We start from the raw sequence: 22,245 nt of genomic DNA on the forward strand, positions 1-22,245 counted from the left end.
AACTTTGCGGCCCACCTTCCCCCATTAAGCGGATAGCCCGCCACCTTGTCGCAGCCTCTTAATGGCTCACCTGTTCAGCCATTATCAAAAGGTGCCCCCATGAGTGGTGCAAGAAGCGTCGAGCAATGGAAAAGCTTTATCGAGAGCTGCCTGGATTTTCGCCCGGCAGACGCCGTGTTCCGCATCGCCCGCGACATGTTCACCGAGCCGGAACTGTTCGATCTTGAGATGGAGTTGATCTTCGAGAAGAACTGGATCTACGCCTGCCATGAAAGCGAACTGGCCAATAACCACGACTTCGTGACGATGCGCGCCGGGCGCCAGCCGATGATCATTACCCGTGATGGCGAGGGCCGGCTCAATGCGCTGGTCAACGCCTGCCAGCATCGCGGCACCACCCTCACCCGGGTCGGCAAAGGCAACCAGTCCACCTTCACCTGTCCGTTCCACGCCTGGTGCTACAAGAGCGATGGCCGGCTGGTGAAGGTCAAGGCGCCGGGGGAATATCCGGAAAGTTTCGACAAGGCAACACGCGGCCTGAAAAAGGCCCGCATCGAGAGCTACAAGGGTTTTGTCTTCATCAGCCTGGACGTGAATGGCCGTGACAGCCTGGACGACTTCCTCGGCGATGCCAAAGTGTTCTTCGACATGATGGTCGCGCAGTCGGCCACCGGTGAGTTGGAGGTACTGCCGGGCAAGTCGGCCTACACCTACGACGGCAACTGGAAACTGCAAAACGAAAACGGCCTGGACGGGTATCACGTCAGCACCGTGCACTACAACTACGTGGCCACGGTGCAGCATCGCCAGCAGGTGAATACCGAGAACGGCAGCGGGTCAGCCAGCACCCTGGACTACAGCAAGCTCGGCGCCGGCGACGCCAACACCGATGACGGTTGGTTCGCCTTCAACAATGGCCACAGCGTGTTGTTCAGCGACATGCCCAACCCCAGCGTGCGCTCCGGCTACGCCACCATCATGCCGCGCCTGGTGCAAGAGCATGGCCAGCAGAAGGCCGAGTGGATGATGCACCGCCTGCGCAACCTGAATATCTACCCGAGCCTGTTCTTCCTCGACCAGATCAGCTCGCAGCTGCGCATCATCCGCCCGGTGGCGTGGAACAAGACCGAGATCATCAGCCAGTGCCTGGGGGTGAAAGGCGAATCCGACGCCGACCGCGAAAACCGTATTCGCCAGTTCGAGGACTTCTTCAACGTCTCGGGCATGGGCACCCCGGACGACCTCGTGGAGTTCCGCGAAGCCCAGCGTGGTTTCCAGGGCCGCCTGGAACGCTGGAGCGATATTTCACGCGGCAGCCATCGCTGGGAGACCGGGCCAACGCCGAACAGCGAGGCCATCGGCATTCAACCGGCCATGACCGGCACCGAGTTCACCCATGAAGGCCTGTACGTCAACCAGCACCGCAACTGGCAGCAGTTCCTGCTCAAGGGCCTGGACCAACAAGCGCTGACACTGCGGGAGGTGGAATGATGAATGCGCCATTGCAGTACCGGATCGAGCAGTTTTTCTACCGTAAATCCGAGCTGTGCGACGCCCAGGACTGGGACGCCTATGTGCAGTTGTTCGACCCCCAGAGCGAATTCCACCTGCCGCAATGGGACTCTGAGCACGTCTACACCCGCGACCCCAAGCGCGAGATGTCGCTGATCTACTACGCCAACCGTTCGGGCCTGGAAGACCGCGTGTTCCGCCTGCGCACCGGCAAGGCAGCGTCCGCTACACCGATGCCGCGCACCTTGCACCTGATCAACAACGTGCGCATCGCCGAGCAGGCGGACGGCACGCTGGAGGTCCGGTTGAACTGGCACACACTGTTCTATCGGCTGGCCACATCGGAGCAGTTCTACGGGCATGCCACCTATCGCCTCAAGCCCCATGGCGACAGTTGGCTGATCACTCGCAAGCATGCGCTGCTGCTTAACGACACCATCAATTCGGTGCTGGATTTCTATCACCTTTGAAGCACATCACGCGTGGAGTTTCCGTGAATGAATCACAAAGTGGCCTTCAGTTTTGCCGACGGCAAGACCCTGTTTTTCCCGGTGGGCGCAAATGAAATCCTGTTGGATGCGGCGCTGCGCAATGGCATCAAGATCCCCCTGGATTGCCGCGAAGGCGTGTGCGGCACCTGCCAGGGGCGGTGCGAGTCGGGTGACTACACCCAGGACTATGTGGACGAGGAAGCCCTCTCCAGCCTCGACCTGCAACAGCGCAAGATGCTCAGTTGCCAGACCCGGGTGAAGTCCGACGCGGCGTTCTACTTCGACTTTGATTCGAGCCTGTGCAATGCGCCGGGGCCGGTGCAGGTGCGTGGCACGGTAAGCGAGGTGCAGCAGGTGTCGGCCAGTACGGCGATCTTGACGGTGCGGTTGGACACGGCGCTGGATTTCCTGCCGGGCCAATACGCGCGCATCTCGGTGCCCGGCACCGACTGTTGGCGTTCCTACTCGTTCGCCAACCTGCCGGGCAACCGGCTGCAATTCCTGATCCGCCTGCTGCCGGATGGGGTGATGAGCAATTACCTGCGGGAACGTTGCCACGTCGGCGATGGGTTGCTGATGGAGGCGCCGCTGGGTGCGTTCTACCTGCGCCATGTCAGCAAACCGCTGGTGCTGGTGGCCGGCGGCACCGGATTGTCGGCGTTACTGGGCATGCTCGATGAACTGGCCGCCACGGGCTGTGATCAGCCGGTGCACCTGTACTACGGCGTGCGCGGGGCCGAGGACTTATGTGAAGCGCAGCGTATCCATCAATACGCCTCGACAATCCGCGGTTTTCGCTACACCGAAGTGCTGAGCGCACCGGCGCCTGAATGGCCCGGCAAGCGCGGCTACCTCACCGAGCATTTCGACCTGGCCGAATTGCGCGACGGATTGGCGGATATGTACGTGTGCGGCCCTCCGCCAATGGTCGAATCCATCCAACAATGGCTGGCGGATCAGGCACTTGATGGCGTTCAGCTGTATTACGAAAAGTTTACCCAGAGTAATATCTGACTCCTCAGCACTTCTGAGGGGTTCTACCCCGAGAAAAACAAGTAGAAGGGAACGTTAATGGCGGATGACATGGTTAACCCGGTAGGCCTCAAGCGTGGCTTGAAGAACCGGCATATTCAGTTGATCGCCTTGGGCGGGGCGATAGGCACGGGGCTGTTCCTCGGTTCGGCCGGGGTACTCAAGTCGGCGGGGCCGTCGATGATCCTGGGCTACGCGATCGCCGGTTTCATCGCGTTCCTGATCATGCGCCAGCTCGGCGAGATGATCGTCGAAGAACCGGTGGCCGGCTCGTTCAGCCATTTCGCGCACAAATACTGGGGCGGTTACGCGGGCTTCCTGGCCGGCTGGAACTACTGGGTGCTCTACGTGCTGGTGGGCATGGCCGAGCTGACTGCGGTGGGCAAGTACATCCAGTTCTGGTGGCCGGAGATCCCGACCTGGGTCAGCGCCCTGGTGTTCTTTGTCGCGGTGAACCTGATCAACACTCTTAACGTGAAGTTCTTCGGTGAAGCCGAGTTCTGGTTTGCGATCATCAAGGTGGTGGCGATTGTCGGCATGATCGTGCTCGGCTGCTACCTGCTGTTCAGCGGCACCGGCGGCCCGCAGGCGTCGGTCAGCAACCTGTGGAGCCACGGCGGGTTCTTCCCGAATGGCGGCATGGGGCTGTTGATGTCCATGGCCTTCATCATGTTCTCGTTCGGCGGCCTGGAGCTGGTGGGTATCACCGCGGCCGAGGCCAGTGAGCCCCGCAAGGTGATCCCCAAGGCGATCAACCAGGTGGTGTACCGGATCCTGATTTTCTACGTCGGCGCATTGACCGTACTGCTGTCGCTGTACCCATGGGATCAACTGCTGCAAACCCTCGGCGCGTCGGGCGATGCCTACAGCGGCAGCCCGTTTGTGCAGATCTTCTCGCTGATCGGCAACGACACCGCCGCCCACATCCTCAACTTCGTGGTGCTGACCGCGGCGCTGTCGGTGTACAACAGCGGCGTGTACTGCAACAGCCGCATGCTGTTCGGCCTGGCCGAGCAAGGCGATGCGCCGAAAGCGCTGATGAAACTCAACAAGCAAGGCGTGCCGCTGCGGGCCCTGGCGATCTCGGCGCTGGTGACGATGCTGTGCGTGGTGGTCAACTACGTGGCCCCGCAAAGTGCCCTGGAGCTGCTGTTCGCGCTGGTGGTTGCCTCGCTGATGATCAACTGGGCGCTGATCAGCATCACCCACATCAAGTTCCGCAAGGCCATGGGCGAGCAAGGCGTAACGCCGTCGTTCAAGACCTTCTGGTTCCCGTTCAGCAACTACCTGTGCCTGGCGTTCATGCTGATGATCATCAGCGTGATGCTGGCGATCCCGGGGATTCGCGAGTCGGTGTATGCGATGCCGGTTTGGGTGGGGGTTATCTATGTGGCCTACCGGTTGCGAGTGAGTAAGACGAAAGCGGTCGCCGCTGCGCAGTAATATCCATGTGGGAGGGGGCTTGCCCCCGATAGCAGTGTGTCAGTCACTTATGTGTCCACTGACCCTCCGCCATCGGGGGCAAGCCCCCTCCCACATTTGATTGCGTTTACAGCGTGGAGCGCACTCGCCACAGCTCGGGGAACAGCACCGTATCGAGCATCTTGCGCAGGTAACCCACGCCCTCGGTGCCGCCGGTGCCGGGCTGGAAGCCGATAATCCGCTCCACCGTGGTCACATGCCGGAAGCGCCATTGGCGGAACGAATCCTCCAGGTCGATAAACTTCTCGGCCAACTGGTACAAGTCCCAATACCGGCTCGGATCGCGATACACCTCGCGCCACGCCGCCTCCACCGACTCATCGTGCACGGTCGCCGCCGTCGGGTCGCGCTCGGCTCGCTTGGGGTCAATCGCCAGCCCCGCCTTGACCATCAGGTTGATCGCCTCGTCATACAGCGACGGCGTGGCAATCGCCACCTGCAACGCCTGCAACAACTCAGGCCGATGGGCATGGGGGCGCAACAGCGCCGGGCTCTTGTTGCCGAGGATAAATTCAATCTCGCGGTACTGGAACGACTGGAACCCGGAGGACTGCCCCAGGAACGGGCGAATCGCCTTGTATTCCGACGGCGTCATGGTCGCCAGCACGGCCCAGGCGTGCACCAGTTGATCGAAGATCCGCGACACCCGCGCCAGCATCTTGAACGCCGGCGGCAACTCGCCCAGGCGCACGTGTTCGCGGGCGGCCTTGAGTTCATGGAGCATCAGCTTCATCCACAGCTCGGAGGTCTGGTGCTGGATGATGAAGAGCATTTCGTTATGGTCCGGCGACAGCGGGTGCTGGGCACTGAGCACTTTGCCCAGGTCCAGGTAGTCGCCATAGCTCATGGACTCGGAAAAATTCAGTTCGGCGTTATGCCATTCTTCCGGTGGCTGGTAGTCGGCAGAGAAAGGACATTGGCTCATCGCGTGGGCTCCTTGAGCGGGCGGAGAATGGCTCGGACCGGGCTGGCGTCCAGGTTGGCGAAACGCAGCGGCAGGGCAATCAGTTCGTAGTCGCCCTCCGGTACGTCGTCGAGCACGATGCCTTCAAGGATCGCCATGCCATGCCGCGCCACGGCGTTGTGGGCATCCATGGTCTTGGACTGTTGCGGGTCCAGGGAGGGCGTGTCGATCCCGATCAGGCGCACACCCAGGCTGGCCAGCAGTTCAATGGTCTGCGGGGCGATGGCGGTGAAGTTCGCATCCCATTCGGTCAGCGGCGCTTGTGGATAAGTACGCAGCAGCACGCGCTCCGGCAGGTTATCCACACGCCCTTGCAACTGATGGGGCTGGACCAGCGCACCGCTGTCCAGGCAATGCAGCACCCGGCACGGGCCCATGTACACCTCCAGCGACACCTCGCCAATCGGCGCTCCGTCGGCGCTGTAATGCAGCGGCGCATCCACATGGGCGCCGGTGTGCGGCGACAGGGTGATGCGTCCGACATTCACCGGGCACTCCGGGCCGAACTGCCACACACGCTCTTCCTGGAACGGCGTATCGCCCGGCCAGGTCGGGGTTGCCGTGCTCAAGGGCGGGCTGATGTCCCACCACGTTTTTATTGAGGTCATTTGAAGGCTCTCGGCGGTTACTGGAGTGAATGATACGAGGGCCAGACGTGAATTTTCTTGCGAATTCGTGCGCCGAGAGTGACTTCTTTCGCACTTACTGCGAGGAAACGACTGATTTACGCTCAAAAGTGTCGGCTAGAGAGGATTAATGTGGGAAGGGGCTTGCCCCCGAGGGCAGTGGGTCCGTTTACACAGGTGCCAACTGACCCACCGCTATCGGGGCAAGCCCCCTCCACACTGATTCGCGATGCCCCGACAATCGTGTTCACCTGCGCTTCTGGGCATCCCGATGTCGAGTTCAGACCACTGGCGCAACGTCCCAGGCCTTAGGGTGCATCTTTCCATTCCCTGCCTCGGAGTCATCATGTCCAAGCCCATCACCGTATTGCGCGACACCCATCCCCTGCCGGTCCTGGATGCCTGCAAATGGGAAAAGCTCGAAGGCGACCCGCACACCGTCAACCTCAACGCCTACACCAGCGAAGACGGCAGCAAGATCATGGGCACCTGGATCTGCACGCCGGGCAAGTGGTATGTCGAATACGTGAAATGGGAATACTGCCATTTCCAGGAAGGCTACTGCGTGATCACGCCTGAGGGGATGGAGCCGATTCACTTGCGGGCTGGGGATATCTTCGTGGTGGAGCCAGGGATGAAGGGGACGTGGGAAGTGGTCGAGACGGTACGTAAGTATTTTGTGTTTGCTTGAGCCGCCTCTTCCAGTGAACTGATTTTTTGTGGTGAGCGGGACAAGCCCGCTCGCCACCGTCAGTTTATTCGGGTTTGCGATAGCTGTTGATGATCGCCGAAAAGTCCTTGCCCCCTTCGCCGCGCTGACTCATCGATTGATATAACTGCTGGGCCACGGCGCCCAGAATCACCGGTTGCTTGGCCTGGCGCGCCGCTTCGGTGGCCAGCCCCAGGTCCTTGAGCATCAAATCGGCGCCGAACCCGCCGGTATAGCCACGGGACGACGGCGCGGTTTCGATCACGCCCGGCCATGGGTTATAGGTGTCGGAACTCCAGCAGCGCCCGGTGGAGCTGTTGATGATCCCGGCCAGCACCTGGGTATCGATGCCCAGCGCGTCGCCCAAGGCCATGGCTTCGCTGACGCCGACCATGCTGATGCCGAGCAGCAGGTTGTTGCAGATCTTGGCGATTTGCCCGGTGCCCACATCGCCGCAGTGCACGATGTTGCGGCCCATCTGTGCCAGCACCGGTTGCAGGGTGGCGAACAGTTCCGGGGTGGCGCCGACCATGAAGGTCAGGGTCCCGGCCTGCGCCCCGCCGGTACCGCCGGAGACCGGTGCGTCGGCCATCACCACGCCTTGCTTGGCGGCAGCAGCGGCGACGTCGCGCGCAGTCTGTGGGTCGATGGTGCTGCAATCCACCGCGGGCACGCCGTTGCCGATCCCCGCCAGTACACCGTCTTCATTCAGCCAGACACTGCGCACATGGGCGGCGGCGGGCAGCATGGTGATCACCAGCTCGGCGCCTTGGGCAGCGTCACGCGGCGAGTCGCTGATGTTGCCGCCCAATTCGGCGAGTTCCTTGAGCACCGTCTGGTTCAGGTCGAACAGGTTCAGCCCATGGCCGGCCTTGATCAGGTTGCGGGCCATCGGTGCGCCCATGTTGCCCAAGCCGATAAATGCAATCTTCATGGTCGTCTCCCGAATCAGCGCAGGTTGATGGTGGTGTTGACGCCATCGTTGACCGTGTCGTCGTCAAACCAGCGGCTGGTGACGGTCTTGGTCTGGGTGTAGAACTGCACCACTTGCTTGCCGTATGGGCCGAGGTCGCCGAGCTTGGAGCCACGGGAACCGGTGAAGCTGAAGAACGGCACCGGCACCGGGATCGGGATGTTGATACCGACCTGGCCCACATCGATTTCGCTCTGGAATTTACGCGCCGCCGCCCCGCTCTGGGTGAACAGGCCGGTGCCGTTGCCGAACGGGTTGGCGTTGACCAGCGCAATCGCCTGATCGAGGGTGTCGACTTCCAGCACCACCAGCACCGGGCCGAAGATTTCCTGGGTGTAGATCTGCATATCGGTGGTCACGCCCGAGAACAGGGTCGGGCCGACGAAGTTGCCGTGCTCGAAGCCCGGTACCTTGATGTCGCGGCCGTCCAGCTCGAGCTTGGCGCCTTCTTTCACGCCGCTTTCAATCAGCTCCAGGATACGGGCCTTGGCGCGCTTGGAGATCACCGGGCCGACATCCGTGCCCGCTTCGCTGCCGGCGTTGACCTTGAGCTTTTGCGCCAGCGCTTTCAGATCCGGCAGCCATTGCTTGGCCGCGCCCACCAGCACCACCACCGAGGTGGCCATGCAACGCTGGCCCGCCGCGCCGAAACCGGCACCGACGAGGGCATTGAGGGTGTGTTCACGGTTGGCATCCGGCAGCACCACGGCGTGGTTCTTGGCGCCCATCATCGACTGCACGCGCTTGCCGTGCTTGCCGGCCAGGTCATAGACGTGAGTGCCGACGGCAGTCGAGCCAACGAAGGACACCGCCTTGATGTCTTTATGGGTGCACAGCGCATCCACCACGTCCTTGCCGCCGTGCACCACGTTGAGCACACCCGCCGGTACGCCGGCTTCCAGCGCCAACTCCACCAGCAGCAGGGTCGACAGCGGGTCCTGTTCGGACGGCTTGAGAACGAAGGTGTTACCGCAGGCGATGGCCATCGGGAACATCCACAGCGGAATCATCGCCGGGAAGTTGAACGGGGTAATGCCGGCACACACGCCGATGGGTTGGCGCAGGGTGTAGGTATCGACGCCGCCGGCGACGTTCTCGGCGAACTCACCCATTTGCAGGGTGCCGATGGAGCAGGCGTGCTCCACCACTTCCAGGCCACGGAAAATATCGCCCTCGGCATCGGCAATGGTCTTGCCCTGCTCGGCGCTCAGGACCACCGCGATGCGCTTGGAGTGTTCGCGGATCAAGGCTTGCAGCTTGAGCATGATGCGCATGCGCGCGCCGATCGGCGTCAGCTTCCAGGTCTGGAAGGCTTGATGGGCGGCGTCGATGGCGGCATTGACTTCATCAGCCGTGGCGAACGGGACTTTGGCCAGCACTTGCTGGGTGGCCGGGTTGACGATGTCTTGCCAATGGGTGGTCTTGGACTCGACCCACTCACCATTGATCAGCAACTTGACCTGTTGCACGGAAATATCGGCAGATGCGTTCATGTGGTCTCCAACTCTTATATTTATACAGAGACAAGGCGCTTGAATCGCCTTGAAGAATGAGGCGTTCGGACTGTTTTTGGAGTATAGATGTGCAAATCTCTAACAAGAACGCACATAAAAGCCGGTCCAATATGCAAAAAAACATCACATCACTGGGCTCCCTGAATTGGGATGACCTGAAGTTTTTCCTCGAAGTGGCCCGCACCCGCAAGGCCAGCGTCGCTGCCAAGCGCCTGGCGGTGGACTACACCACCGTGTCGCGGCGCATCAGCTCATTGGAAGTGTCCCTCGGCACGCTGCTGTTCGAAAAATCCCGGACCAACGGCTTCGTCCTCACCCCCGAAGGCCAGCGTTTGCTTGGGTATGCCGAGTCCATCGAAAGCACCCTGCACATGGCCTGCGAACAGGTGTCCGGCTCCGGCGTGGCGCTGTCCGGCCATGTGCGCATGGGCTGCACCGAAGGCTTCGGCAGCTTCTTTGTCACCCCGCAGTTGAGCCACTTCGTCGACACCTACCCGGCCATCTCGGTCGACATCCTGCCCCTGCCCCACTTCATCAGCCTGTCCAAGCGCGAAGCCGACATCGTCATCGCCCTGGAACGCCCGGAACACGGGCCCTACGTGTGCTGCAAACTGTGTGACTACAAACTGCAGCTGTACGCGACCCAGGAATACCTCGACCAACACCCGCCTATCCAGCGCCCGGCCGATTTAGCCGAGCATCCGTTTATCAGCTATGTGGATGATCTGGCCTTCAGTTCGGAGCTGCTTTACCTGGCGAACGTCGTGCCCGGCGCCAGCGCCAGCCTGCGCAGTACCAGCGTGATTGCGCAGTACGTGGCGGCGCAGCAAGGGCGGTCGATGGCGATCTTGCCGTGCTTTCTGGCGGCGCAGGATCCACGGTTGCTGCCGGTGCTGGGGGAGCAGATTGCGATCACTCGCCAGTTTTGGATGTATTGCCGTGAGGATCTGAGGAAGTTGAAGCGGATTACGTTGTTGTGGGATTACATCCGGGAAGTGACGGAGCAGAACCAGGGGTTGTTGATGGGGGAGACGCGGGAGATGCGGTTTGCGGATTAAGGGCCAGCAACCACAATTCCCCTTAAATGGCAGGAGGCTCCTAAAGAATCTGCGGCCAACTAAGCGAACACCGTTCGAATGTGGGAGGTGGCAAGCCCTCTCCCACATTTTGATTGGATTTCAGATTGAAATCGGACTGCCGGCTCAGTCCGCGATCACCACAATCGACACCCGCCGATTCTCGGTACGCCCTGCCGCCGTGTCGTTGGCGGCCACCGGTTTGCTGCTGCCCAGCCCACGCAGCTGAATGTTTTCTTCTTTCATGCCCACGCCCCGCAGCACCGTGGCCACGCTTTTCGCACGGCGCAGGGACAGTTGCTGGTTGTAGGTTTCCTTGCCCGAGCCGTCGGTGTGGCCATCGACGCGTACGCGCTCGATGCCTACACCCAGCAGGGCCTTGCCGATGCGCTGGACGATGTCGGTGCTGGGTTGGTTAAGGGTTTCGACGTCGCTGCCAAACAGCACTTTGCCGGACAGACCGAACGCCCAGCCGTCATCGGTAAGCTCGAAGCCCTGTTGCTTGAGGACGGCGACTTGCGCTGGGGTCAGGCCTTTGGGAGGCGCCGTCTGGCAGCCGCCAAGGGCGAGCAGTGCCATCAGCAAGGTGATAAACATAAAACGCGCGGTCGAGAACAAGGGATCAACTCCTGTGTTGAACGTTGACGACGGGGCTCTCCGGCTCCGCCGTTTGCTGGCTGCCCGAGGACAAACGCTTGGCCTGGTACATCGCCGCATCGGCGGCATTGAGCAAGGTGCCGGGTGTGACGCCATGTTCGGGGTAGATGGCGATCCCGATACTGAGGGAGGTCAATACCTGGGTGCTGCCGGGCACGGCAATCGGCATGTCCATGCTGGCGATGATTTTTTCGGCGATGCGCTGGGCGTCTTCGACCTTGTGCAGCGGCGCCAGCAGGATGGCGAACTCGTCACCGCCCAGGCGCGCTACCAGGTCATCTTCACGCAATTGCGCACGCACCCGCTCGGCGACGGCCACCAGCACGGCATCACCTGCGGCATGGCCGAAGCTGTCATTGATCTCTTTGAACCGGTCGCTGTCGAGGTACAGCACGGCCACCTGCTCCTTGGCTTTGGCGGCGCTGCGCAGCGCGCGAATCAGGCGGCCTTCGAAGTACGCGCGGTTGGGCAGACCGGTCAGGCTGTCGTGGTTGGCCTTGTGGGCGAGGGTTTCGTTTTCGCTTTGCAGGTGGTTTTGCCAGGCTTCCATCTCGCCGAGCAGGGCATTGAAGTCGCTGCCCAAGCTGTCGAGTTCGGCGATGCGGGCCGGCGGCACGCGACGGTCGAAGTCCCGCTCGCTGCGGGCGGCGTGGGCCACGGCGGCGAGGCTTTGCAGCGGCCCGGTGATGCCGGTCAACAAGCGACGGGCCAGGTGCAGCGCGACCCAGGCACTGAGGACGGTGCAGATCAGGATCCCCGCCAGGCCGCTGAGCAGGAAGCGCAGCAGGCTACCGCCGTGGCCGGTCAGGTGAATGCTGCCGATGGTGCGCCCCTGGTGGAGGATCGGTTGGCTGATGGGTTGTTCGAGCAGCGTATGCGCCAGCGCCAGTTCAACCCGGGAGAGCATGCCGGTTTCCGGGCGTTCCCAGTGCGCCAACAGCCGGCCACTGCTATCGAACACGTCAGCCTGGGCGACTTCTTCGGTGGAGGCAATCAGGCTGAGGGCTTCGGTGGCCGCGCCGCGGTCGTTGAACACCACGGCCGCTTCCACGGTGTAGTTGATGGACCGGGCGATCAGGTGCAGGTTGTGTTCGGCGTAGACCCGCAGCGCCAACACGCCGAGCAGGGTCAGGGAAACACTGGCCAGCGTCACCGCCACCAGCGCCAGGATCATGTGCCCTCGGCCGATGACGGAACGCAGGGTAGGTCGTACGTTCGCCGCTTTCATGTGGCGGGTGCCCGGCGCCGGGACAGTTGCAACACGCTGGGATGAATGCGCACGCCACTGCGCGCCACCGAGTCGAGATTGACCTCAAACGACACTTGCTCATCGCCCACTCGCAGGCAGAACAGGCTGCCCACAGTGCATTGGTCGCCGCCTTCGCTGATGCTGAGCACCGGGTGGCCGATCAACGAGGCAAACAGGCGGCTGCGTTCGTCATTGCTGAGTTTGCCGATGTACACGGCATCGCAGGCATTGACGATATCGGGATGGTCGGCCAGCAGGCGCCGCACCACAACCGGACGGCCGGTAGCCTGGGTGGTGCCTTTGATCAGGTCGTCGGTGTATTGGGTCGGGCCGACGATGCACAGGCGCAGTTGCGCAGGCTCTACTGGCCAGCGGGCATAGCTGAGGATACCCAGTACTACCTGGGTGACCGCCTGGGCGCGCTGATCAGCCGGGCCTGGGGCCTCGGCAAATACCCGGGGTGCCAGCAGGCATAGAACCGCCACCAGCAGCAGGCGTCTCCAGCTCAAACTACGCTCTGTGGGCGAGACGGCCAGGTTCATGCAGCGATTCTCTCAGGTGTTTTCGGGGTGATGCCGCAACGATAGCACAGCGTCGGATATTTCTGACTCCTGACCCAACTCCAGCATCAACCCACTCAAGCGTTTGACCTTGCGTCGCACCGCCTCTTCAAACACCCCGCCCCGGGGTTCGATCAGGCTGAACCAGCGCTTGGCGCGGGTGATGCCGGTGTAGATCAACTCTTTGGTGAGCACCGGGTTCAGCGCGTCCGGCAGGATCAGTGCGGTGTGGGTGAACTCCGAGCCCTGGGATTTGTGCACGGTCATGGCGTACACGGTTTCCACATCATTGAGACGGCTGGGCAGGACAAAGCGCACGCCACCCTGGCCATCGTTACGTGGGAAAGCCACCCGCAGCACCTGGGGGCCGCCGTCGCTTTCAGGCAGTTTGAGGGCAATGCCGATATCGCCGTTCATCAAGCCCAGGCCGTAATCGTTGCGCGTCATCAACACCGGACGGCCTTCGTACCATTGCTCATCCCCCTCGATCAGCCGCACTTTGCGCAAGGCGGCCGTGATGCGCAGGTTCAGCCCCTCCACACCCCAAGGCCCCTTGCGCACGGCGCAGAGCAATTGGAACGCATCGAAGGCTTGCAGCAGTTGCTGGGCCCAGTGGGTCCAGGCGAGGTCATCGCGCGGGGTGTCGACGGCGGGGCGTGCGCTGTGCAGCAGGTTGAGGTAATAGCGATAACCCTGGGCGCCGTCGCCCTGCCCGTCCAGCACCAGGCGCTCCAGGGCGTGGTCGTGCTCACCTTTGAGGCTGATGCAGAACAGGTCGCTGTGGCTGCGCGCGGCCAGCAGCTTGCGGGCCTCGTCGGCGTTTTGCTGGTTGACCCAGCGCGCCAGTTGGCCGATGCCGCTGCCTTCGCCGAAACGCCGTGAGTAGCGCAGCATCACCACTTGCTGAGCCAAGGGATGGCTGCCATCGAGGTCTTCGTGCAGGCCACTGGCGCTGAGGTCTTCGCCGCTGACGGTTTGCAGCCATTGGCGGGTGTCGGGGCTGTACCAGCCGGCTTCAGCGTCGCGGCACAAATCACCGAGTACGGCGCCGGCCTCCACCGAGGCGAGTTGGTCCTTGTCGCCCAGCAGCACCAGGCGCGCCTGGGGCGGTAACGCATCCAGCAGGTTAGCCATCATTTCCAGGTCGATCATCGAGGCTTCGTCCACCACCAGCACATCCAGGGGCAACGGGTTGCCAAGGTGATGGCGGAAGTGCCGAGTGCCCGGGCGACTGCCCAGCAAGCGGTGGACCGTGGTGACCTGGGTCGGGATCTTTTCCTTCACGCTTTGCGGCACTGTCAGCGACAGCACTTGCTGGCTGATGGATTCGGTCAAGCGCGCCGCGGCTTTACCGGTCGGCGCGGCCAAGCGGATACGCAGCGGGCTGCCGGACTCAACGGCCGGCGCCTGCAACAGCGCGAGCAGGCGTACCACGGTGGTGGTCTTGCCGGTGCCGGGGCCGCCGGTGACGATGCTGAATGCACCGCGGGTGGCCAGGGCGCAGGCGAGTTTCTGCCAGTCGATCACGCCATCGGGCGCCGGTTGGTCAAACAAGCCATTCAAGCGCTGGGGCAAATCGGCGGCGACGCTTTCCTGGGTGGCGAGACGCAGGCGCAAGGCGCTGTCGATGCGTCGCTCGTAGGTCCAGTAGCGCCGCAGGTACAGGCGTTTGCCCGACAGCACCAAGGGACGACTGTGTGCCGATTCGCTGCCGTCCAGCGCCAGGGCGACCAACGGGCTGGCGGCCAGGGCGTGGCACCAGCGGGCGCCATCAAGGCTGTCGAGCAACTGCGACGGCAGCAGCATGGCGCCGCTTTGCAGGTCGCCTTCGGGCGGCAGGGACAGGGCAAAATCCGGCGCGTTGAGGGTTTCGAACAGGTCCAGGCACACATGGCCGTGGCCGAGTTGATGGCTGGTCAGCGCCGCCGCCAGGAGCACCAAGGGGTCCGCGTGTGGATCAAGCTCGTGCAGGAAGCCCACGAACGCCTTATCCAACGCCCGCAGCCACCCCCGATCAACCCAACGCTCCAGCAGGCTCACCAGGTCGGCGGCGCGGCTCAAGGGCGCTAACGCCTCAAGCGGTAACGGCGACAGGCTCATAACAACACTCCTTGTTCCCAGGCAGGCTCAGCCTTGGGCGGGATGGGCTTGCCCTGGAACAGCAGGTCCAGGCCTTCGATCAGCTCTCGTGGCGGCCGGGTGAAAAACGCCCCTCGGCTGGCAGCCTGGGTGCCGCGCAGAAACAGGTACAGCGCGCCGCCGACATGACGGTCGTAGTCATAGTCCGGCAGGCGCGCCTTGAGTTGGCGATGCAGCGCGAGCAGGTAAAGCACGTATTGCAGGTCGTAGCGGTGCTCGAGGATCGACTGTTCCATGGCGTCCTGGGTGTAGGCCGAATCGTCAGGACCGAGCCAGTTGGATTTGTAGTCGGCCACGTAGTAGCGGCCGTCATGTTCGAAGGTGAGGTCGATAAAACCCTTGAACATGCCGTTGAGCAGCACCGGTTCGGCAGAGACACGGGAAACGCCGTTGTGGGTGTACTGGCACACCAGCTTGTCGAGGGCGAGCACGTCGACTTTATGGCTGGCGAACCAGAACTCCATTTCGATCTGGTAGTGCTGCAGGTTGCTCAGGGCGACCTGGTCGTTATCCACCGGCAGCGGCGTGTGCAGCAGATGGCCCAGCCAATCGCTGAGGGTGACGATCCAGCCTTCCCAGTTGCGGCGATTGCAGCGTGCACCTACGGCTTGTTCGATCGCTTGGGAGGTCACGTTGAAGCCTTCTTCCCCGGCCCACTCCAGCAGGCCGTGAAGGAAGGTGCCGGGATTCGGACCGCGTGGGAAACGGTGAATGTCTGCGCCGGACGCTGCCACTTCACGCGGTGCGTCGGGATCGAGGCGTTCGTCATCGAACAGCTTTTGCGCCTGTGGGCTTTCGGGCGCTTCAAGGTGGGCGACGCTCATGCTGTCGCCAATGCGCAAGGCACTGTAGGACGCGATCCACCAGTTCTCGGCGGCCTTGCGCTTGGGTAACAAGGGCGCGAGCAAGTGGGCAGTGTTGCGCGGCGGGTGGAACAGGATGTCCTGGGCGTCGGGCACCGGGGCGTAGTGGATGGCCGGGCAGCCGTCCTGCAGATCCAGCAGCCAACGCGCGAGGCCGGCGGATTCACTCAACGACGCACCGGCGCCGAGCAAGTAACCCAGCGCCGACAGGTGCAGTACCGAGCTGCTGCTGTTGCCACGCTTGAGGTCTGCAACGCCGAGCCAGCAGGCATGTTTGGCGCGGGTCAAGGCCACGTAGAACAAACGCAGGTCTTCGGCCAGGCGCTCATCGTCGGCCTGGGCGATCAACTCGGCGGTTGGGCGCAGGCTGACGTGGGATTTGCCGTGTTCATCGTGGTAATGCAGCGGCAGGCGACTGCCGTCGACCGGCTTGGCCGAGCAGATGAAAGGCAGGAAGACCAGGTCGTACTCCAGGCCCTTGGATTTGTGAATGGTCACCACCTTGACCAGTTGCTCGTCACTTTCCAGGCGCAGGATTTGCTCTTCGCCGGCCTGGCCGGACAACGCCAGGTGTTCGGCCAGGTGGCGGATCAACGCCTGTTCGCCGTCCAGTTCCGACGCGGCTTGTTGCAACAACTCGCTGAGGTGCAACAGGTTGGTCAGCACACGTTCGCCGTCGCTGCGGGCGATCAGGGTTTGCGGCAGTTTGAAGTCGTGCAGCAGTCGACGCAGCATCGGCAACACGCCTTGGGTGCGCCAGATCGTGCGGTAGCCTCGGAACTGCATCACGCGGCGTTCCCACGCCAGTTCGTCCTGGTTCAGACGCTCCAGTTCCGGCAGTGACAGGTTCAAGGTGACGCAAGCCAGGGCCGCCCGCAGCGGCCGCTCGACGTCCGGCTCGGCACAGGCCTTGAGCCAGGCGAGCAGGTCGTGGGCTTCCTGGGCGGCGAAGACGGAGTCCTTGTCGGACAGGTACACGCTGCGCACGCCACGGGCGGCCAACTCGACGCGCACGGCCTGGGCTTCCTTGCCGTCGCGCACGAGGATGGCGATGTCTGACGGCAGTACACCTTTGAAACTGTCATCCGGTTGCAGGAAACCGGCCGTGCCCTGCTGGCCGCCGTTGAGCAATTCGACAATCCGGGTGGCGCAGGCGCCGGCCAGTTGTTGGCGGTACACCGCGTTGGAAACCGGCTGGTCGGTGGGCAGGTGCCACAGGTTCAGCGCCGGCAACGTTTGGCCGTCGACCTGCAGTTTTTCCTTACGGCCTTGGGACAACACCGGGTGGAACGGCACCGGGTTGTCGCCGTTCGGCTCCCGGAACAGGAAAGCGCCGCGGCCGGTTTCCGCCCGCAGGAACACGTGGTTCACCGCCTCGACCATCGCATGGCTGGAACGGAAGTTGGTGCCCAGGGTGTGATGACGGCCGAGCGTGGATTTGCGCGCGCGCAGGTAGGTGTAGATATCGGCGCCGCGGAAGGCGTAGATGGCTTGCTTGGGGTCGCCAATCAGGAACAGGCCGCTGTCGAGGTGGTTCTCTTCGATGCGGTAAATGCTGTCGAAGATGCTGTATTGCACCGGGTCGGTGTCCTGGAACTCGTCGATCAGGGCCACCGGGAACTGCTCGCGGATCACACTGGCCAGGCGCTCGCCGCCATCGGCCTGCAGGGCGGCGTTGAGGCGGATCAGCATGTCGTCGAAGCCCATTTCGGCGCGCCGGCGCTTTTCTTCTTCGAAGCGCTTGCCCACCCAACCGGCAGCGTGTTGCAACACCGCCGCGTCGGGGGTTGGCAGCGCGTCGAGGGCGGCCTTGAGGCCGGCCATGGCGTCGATGCCGGGGTGTTGCGGCGGGTCGCCCTTCCAGGCTTCGGCCATGCCGTCGGGGGTGAGGCGGGTGAACCCGGTGCCGATGTCCAGTTGCTCGAGGGTTTCGTCAGCGGCCCAGGCGCTGATCTTTTCGAACCAGGGCTCGAAGTAACGCGCTTGCATCTTGCGGCCGTCGACGGCTTTGGCGGCTACGGCTTGCAGGCAGATATCGCGCAACTCGGCAGCCCATTGTTGCCAGGGAGCCTTGATGTTTATCAACGCTTCACGGCGTTCTTGCAGGCAAGCGTTGATCAACTCGGCGGGTTCGCGGGTTTCATCCGTCGGCCGTTCGCTGCCGAACAGTGCGCGCACGCGTGGCATCAACGCGGCCGGGCCGCCCCAGTTGCTGCGTACCCAGTTGAGCGCGTCGTCGTGCATCGGGTAGCAGAACAGTCGCCAATAATCGCGCAGCACTTCGCCAAGCAGGTCACTGTGGTCGGTTTCCAGGGTCTGGGTGAACAGGCTGCCGCTGTCGAACGCGTGTTCGCGCAGCATGCGCTGGCACCAACTGTGAATCGTGGAAACCGCCGCTTCATCCATCCACTGGGCGGCGATGTCCAGGCGGTTGGCGCAGGCGGGCCATTGCTCGGGGAGGTATTGCGCACGCAGGTCGGCGATCAGCGCGTCGGGCTGTTCAATCTCCTCGCGGAAGAAACGTGCAGCTTCGGCCAAACGCATGCGGATGCGTTCGCGCAGCTCTTTGGTGGCGGCATCGGTAAAGGTCACCACGAGGATTTGCGGCGGCAGCAGTTCACGGCCAAAACCGGACTCACCGTCACCGTGGCCAAGGACCAGACGCAGGTACAAGGCGGAGATGGTGAAGGTTTTGCCGGTACCGGCGCTGGCTTCAATCAACTGGCTGCCATTCAACGGGAAGGCCAGGGCCAAGGGTTTGCTGCTCATGGGCCGGCCTCCTCGCCTGTGAGTGATCGCCATGGGGCGTTGATGAGTGGTCGATACAAGGTTTCGCACCAGCCTTCGAACTCTTCGCTGGCGACCAAGGCGGCGTAATCGGGGAACTGTCGGGTGAGCGCCGGGGTTTCGCGACGCTCGCCGTCGGTGGTCAGGCCGTCGCCTTCATAGGCTTTGCTCGCGGCGGCGTGGGCTTTGACCGGATCGGTCTGGCTGAGCCAGGCGAAGGCGGTTTTGACGGCTACCGGCAGCGGTTCTCTCATGCCGCTGTGCCAGGCCAACAGCAGGTTGCCGAGGATTTCCCGGGCGATGGGCTGATCAAGCGGGGCCAGTAGCAACGTATCGTCGCTGGCCACCAACCCCGTGCTCAACGACATACCGCAAGCGCAGGCCACCACATGATTGACCCAAGGACGAATCAGGCGATGCCATTTGCGCGTTTTGATCGAGCCGATGCTATTGGGGATGGTGGTGACACTCAGCAATCCGCCATCACTGCGTCGATGCAGGCCGCTGATCCAGCCTTCCAGCGCTATACCTTGATGCTCGAAACTGATCGGTTCTGCAGCGGTGTGTGGCGTTGGCCAGAGCGCCAGCAAGTGCTGGTAGCGTTGCAACACGTCGGGCAGGGGCTCAATGAGTTCGTTGCGCAGGCACTCGCCGAAGCCGACCATCGGCAACAGGCCACTGCCTTGCAACCGCAGAGCCTGGGCGTTGAGGGCCTGGTCGAGGTGTTCGGGCTGGGACAGCGCAGCGTTCAACAGGCTGTCGCTCAGGCTGTAGCGTTGCAGCGCGTCAAGCACGAAGGGTTCTTCATCGGCCAAGGGTACTTCAGCGGCTTCGAAGAACACTTTCAGACGCTGGCTGAAGAAGTGTTTGACCGGGTTGCGCAGGAAATCCTGCAACTGGCCGAGACTCAGGGGCTCTTCCTGTTGGTGCTGCGCCAGTTGATCCTCTTTGGGGACGTTATCCACAGCTTGGTGGAGTAACTGCCATTCGCGGGCATAGCTGAACAGCGCATCACCTTCGTGGAAGTAACGGGCGCTGAAGGGTTGGAGCGGGTGTTCCTGAGTCATCGCGTCCAGTAGCGGTGTTTCTTGTGCGTTGTGCCAGCCACTGGCGATATGGTCGCGCAGTTGGCCGATGAGTACAGAGGCCGGGCGCTCGCTGTTATCGCGGATGCTACGGCCGACCCAGCTGATATAGAGCTGGTCGCGGGCGGACAGCAGGGCTTCGAGCAGCAGGTAACGGTCGTCTTCACGGCGCGAACGGTCGCCGGGACGGTAGTCGCTGCCCATCAGGTCGAAATCCAGCGGTGGCTGGGCGCGAGGGTAGTCGCCGTCGTTCATACCGAGCAGGCAGACGAGTTTGAAGGGGATGGCGCGCATGGGCATCAGGGTGCAGAAATTGACAGCTCCGGCGAGGAAGCGCTGGGACAGACGGCCTTGATCCAGGCCGGCCAGCCAGGCTTCGCGGACGACGGTAAGCGGTAACTCATCCTGTAGGCCGACGGACTCGCAGGTTTCCAACCAGGTTTCCCGGAGTTGCTCAAGCTGACCCAGCAGGTAGTCGTCGTGCTCGCTGCTGGGTAGGAAGAAGAGTTGCATCAGGCGTTGCAGACGCTCGCCCCATTCGTGGGGCGGCGCGGGTTGTGACAGCGCTTGATGGACATCGCTGAGAGCATCGAGCAAAGCGACCAGCGGGCCGATCAAGGCCGCATCAAGCCCGCCGATTTCGTCGTAAGGCTCAATGCCTTCGCAGGCTGCACCGGTGCCGACGGCGTAGCCTAGAAGCATACGGCGAAGACCGAATCGCCAACTGTTTTGTTCCAGTTCACTCGGCAGACCGAGCCCCGCACGTTGCTCGGCGTTGAGCCCCCAACGGATACCGGCGCCTTCAATCCAGCGATGCAGCGTAGGTAGATCGCGCTCCTTGATAGCGAAGCGTTCGCGCAAGGCCGGGACATCCAACAGGTCGAGGATTTCGCTGACGGGGAAGCGGCTGTCAGGGAGTTTGAGCAGGTGTTCAACGGCGATCAGCAGGGGATCGCGGCCGCGCTGGCCTTGATCGGTGAGGGTAAAGGGGATGAAGCGGGGATCGATTCTGTCCAGCTGACCGAATACCGCGCGAATATGCGGAGCATAGCTGTCGACGTCGGGGACCATGACGATGATGTCCCTTGGGCGAAGCGTGGGGTCGGCGCTGAAGCGTTGGAGCAATTGGTCGTGGAGAATTTCCACTTCGCGTTGGGCGCTGTGGGCAATGTGGAAGCGGATGGATGTATCACGCTCCAGATCGACAGCAGGCCATTGTTCCCGAGTCTCATTGAGCGGGCGCAGTTCGAGGATATCGTCCTGAAGCTGGTTGAGCAGTGTGGTGGGTTCGCTGTCGCTGAACAGGTCAATTCGACCATCGCGAAAAGCGGCGCGGTAGCTGTTGGGATCGTCGTAACTGTCCAGCAGGCTGATGTAGTCGCGACCTTGTTTGCCCCAGGCGGCCAACAGCGGATGGGCGTGTTGGTGCAGGGTTTGTGGGTCGATGGTAACGGGCATGCCGGCTTTACGCGCCTGGCGTTTGTATTCGTTACGCAGCAGGTCTTTGTCGGCCACGATGTCGGACCAATGGTGGCGACACGGGTTATGCACGCACAGCAGGACTTGGCTGAAACGGGCCAGGCCGGCCAGCGCCTCCAGCGCTTGGGCGGGCAAGGAAGAAATCCCGAAGACAATCACCCGGGAAGGCAACCCCTTCGGTGCTTGCTCAAGCGCATTGATACGTTCAATGAAGCGCTGGTGCACGCCGGCGCGGCTTTCGGCCATGCCCTCTTCACCGACGTCCAACAGCAGCGCGCGCCATAACTCGGCTTGCCAACAATTGGCAGGGTTGAGTGGCTTTGACTCGCCTCGACCGTTACGCAATTGATGGCGGCCGGCAGCCCAGTCTTCCAGCCAGTCAGCGCGGTAGACTTGGTATTGGTCGAACAGGTCAGCCAGTCGTTCCGCCAGTTGGTAGCGTTTGCGCAGATCGGAGTCGTGGGTCAAGAAACGCTGCAACGGCTCGAAATGCTGTTGATCAATGAGTTCCGGGAGCAGGCGCATCAGGCGCCAAGTGAGCGGGGCTTTATCGAGCAGGGATTTTGGAGGGATTTCGTCACGTCCCAGGACCATGCGATAGAGCTGCCACATGAAGCTGCCGGGGAGCTGTACATCGATGGCGGCGGCAATTCCGCAGCCTCCCATATCGTCGTCTTGCGGGTCTTCAGCCAAGGCCAGTTTGAGCCACTGGGCAATGCCGTTGCTTTGTACCAGGGCGATTTCGTTTTCCAGAGGCGCCAAGGGATAACGGCGCATCCAACTCACCACCAGGCTGCGCAGTTCGTCCAAGCGGTTGCCGTGAACCACCATGAATCCAGCGCTGAGGGACGTCGCATCCGGCATAACGGCTTCCTTGGGAAAAGCAAAATCGAGGGCATGGACTTTAGCACTGAAGGCCCTCCCGAGGCGCCTCTTCGCACTTTCCGACCGCCCAAAACAAAACCCCATCTGCTTTCGCAAATGGGGTTTCGGAATTTAATCTTGACGATGACCTACTCTCACATGGGGAAACCCCACACTACCATC

At 62.4% G+C, this 22,245-nt stretch carries 16 protein-coding genes; 6 read left to right on the top strand and 10 right to left on the bottom strand.

Features of this window, described 5'->3' with window-relative positions:
* Positions 1–99 precede the first annotated feature (99 nt).
* From antA to AC07OT_RS29455, 4 genes are read left to right on the top strand one after another with little or no spacing between them, the layout of a single operon-like run.
* Positions 100–1,491: an anthranilate 1,2-dioxygenase large subunit gene (gene antA, locus AC07OT_RS29440; protein ID WP_495109732.1), complete on the top strand. Its 1,392-nt coding sequence runs from the start codon at positions 100–102 to the stop codon at positions 1,489–1,491.
* Positions 1,491–1,982, top strand: a complete 492-nt coding sequence (gene antB, locus AC07OT_RS29445) for an anthranilate 1,2-dioxygenase small subunit (RefSeq protein ID WP_053131958.1) — start codon at positions 1,491–1,493, stop codon at positions 1,980–1,982. Before antA ends, antB begins: the two co-directional genes overlap by 1 nt.
* A gap of 27 nt (positions 1,983–2,009) precedes the next feature.
* Entirely contained in the window at positions 2,010–3,017 is a 1,008-nt protein-coding gene (gene antC / locus AC07OT_RS29450; protein ID WP_495109733.1) for an anthranilate 1,2-dioxygenase electron transfer component AntC, read from the top strand.
* 57 nt (positions 3,018–3,074) lie between these two features.
* Complete coding sequence (locus AC07OT_RS29455; protein ID WP_495109734.1) at positions 3,075–4,478, top strand: amino acid permease; 1,404 nt, start codon at positions 3,075–3,077, stop codon at positions 4,476–4,478.
* 106 nt (positions 4,479–4,584) lie between these two features.
* On the opposite strand, the gene kynA is transcribed toward AC07OT_RS29455, so the two are convergent.
* A complete protein-coding gene (kynA, locus tag AC07OT_RS29460) occupies positions 4,585–5,442 on the bottom strand; it encodes a tryptophan 2,3-dioxygenase (protein WP_027607676.1) in 858 nt (285 codons plus the stop codon).
* Entirely contained in the window at positions 5,439–6,089 is a 651-nt protein-coding gene (gene kynB / locus AC07OT_RS29465; protein ID WP_108574771.1) for an arylformamidase, read from the bottom strand. Before kynB ends, kynA begins: the two co-directional genes overlap by 4 nt.
* Before the next feature lie 364 nt (positions 6,090–6,453).
* On the opposite strand from kynB, the gene AC07OT_RS29470 reads away from it, so the two are divergent.
* The gene (locus AC07OT_RS29470; RefSeq protein WP_003230905.1) at positions 6,454–6,798 is read left to right on the top strand and encodes a cupin domain-containing protein; all 345 of its coding nucleotides are present in this window, start codon (positions 6,454–6,456) and stop codon (positions 6,796–6,798) included.
* Positions 6,799–6,862: 64 nt separating this feature from the next.
* Here the strand turns inward: AC07OT_RS29470 and mmsB are convergent, their stop codons facing one another.
* Together mmsB and AC07OT_RS29480 are read right to left on the bottom strand one after the other, a co-directional pair.
* Positions 6,863–7,750, bottom strand: coding sequence for a 3-hydroxyisobutyrate dehydrogenase (mmsB, locus tag AC07OT_RS29475; protein WP_027607678.1), 888 nt, complete (start codon positions 7,748–7,750; stop codon positions 6,863–6,865).
* A 14-nt stretch (positions 7,751–7,764) separates the two neighbouring features.
* Complete coding sequence (locus tag AC07OT_RS29480; protein ID WP_141607289.1) at positions 7,765–9,282, bottom strand: CoA-acylating methylmalonate-semialdehyde dehydrogenase; 1,518 nt, start codon at positions 9,280–9,282, stop codon at positions 7,765–7,767.
* 131 nt (positions 9,283–9,413) lie between these two features.
* Between AC07OT_RS29480 and AC07OT_RS29485 the strand changes: the two genes are divergently transcribed.
* Positions 9,414–10,361, top strand: coding sequence for a LysR family transcriptional regulator (locus AC07OT_RS29485; protein WP_065938980.1), 948 nt, complete (start codon positions 9,414–9,416; stop codon positions 10,359–10,361).
* Positions 10,362–10,505: 144 nt separating this feature from the next.
* Here the strand turns inward: AC07OT_RS29485 and yfiB are convergent, their stop codons facing one another.
* The 6 genes from yfiB to recC are packed head-to-tail and all read right to left on the bottom strand — an operon-like array spanning position 10,506 to position 22,062.
* Positions 10,506–10,997 carry an outer membrane lipoprotein YfiB gene (yfiB, locus tag AC07OT_RS29490; RefSeq protein ID WP_495109735.1) on the bottom strand — a complete coding sequence of 164 codons (492 nt, stop codon included), beginning with the start codon at positions 10,995–10,997 and terminating at the stop codon, positions 10,506–10,508.
* Between the two features lie 4 nt (positions 10,998–11,001).
* A complete protein-coding gene (dgcN, locus tag AC07OT_RS29495) occupies positions 11,002–12,264 on the bottom strand; it encodes a diguanylate cyclase DgcN/YfiN (protein ID WP_495109736.1) in 1,263 nt (420 codons plus the stop codon).
* Positions 12,261–12,827: a regulatory sequestration protein YfiR gene (gene yfiR / locus AC07OT_RS29500; protein ID WP_141156008.1), complete on the bottom strand. Its 567-nt coding sequence runs from the start codon at positions 12,825–12,827 to the stop codon at positions 12,261–12,263. The genes dgcN and yfiR overlap by 4 nt, the downstream gene beginning before the upstream one ends.
* A 12-nt stretch (positions 12,828–12,839) precedes the next feature.
* A complete protein-coding gene (recD, locus tag AC07OT_RS29505) occupies positions 12,840–14,945 on the bottom strand; it encodes an exodeoxyribonuclease V subunit alpha (protein ID WP_495109737.1) in 2,106 nt (701 codons plus the stop codon).
* Positions 14,942–18,616, bottom strand: coding sequence for an exodeoxyribonuclease V subunit beta (gene recB / locus AC07OT_RS29510; protein ID WP_495109738.1), 3,675 nt, complete (start codon positions 18,614–18,616; stop codon positions 14,942–14,944). Before recB ends, recD begins: the two co-directional genes overlap by 4 nt.
* The gene (gene recC, locus AC07OT_RS29515) at positions 18,613–22,062 is read right to left on the bottom strand and encodes an exodeoxyribonuclease V subunit gamma (protein ID WP_495109739.1); all 3,450 of its coding nucleotides are present in this window, start codon (positions 22,060–22,062) and stop codon (positions 18,613–18,615) included. Before recC ends, recB begins: the two co-directional genes overlap by 4 nt.
* Between the last annotated feature and the right edge of the window lie 183 nt (positions 22,063–22,245).

This window comes from Pseudomonas sp. GW821-FHT09C10 (assembly GCF_059418085.1).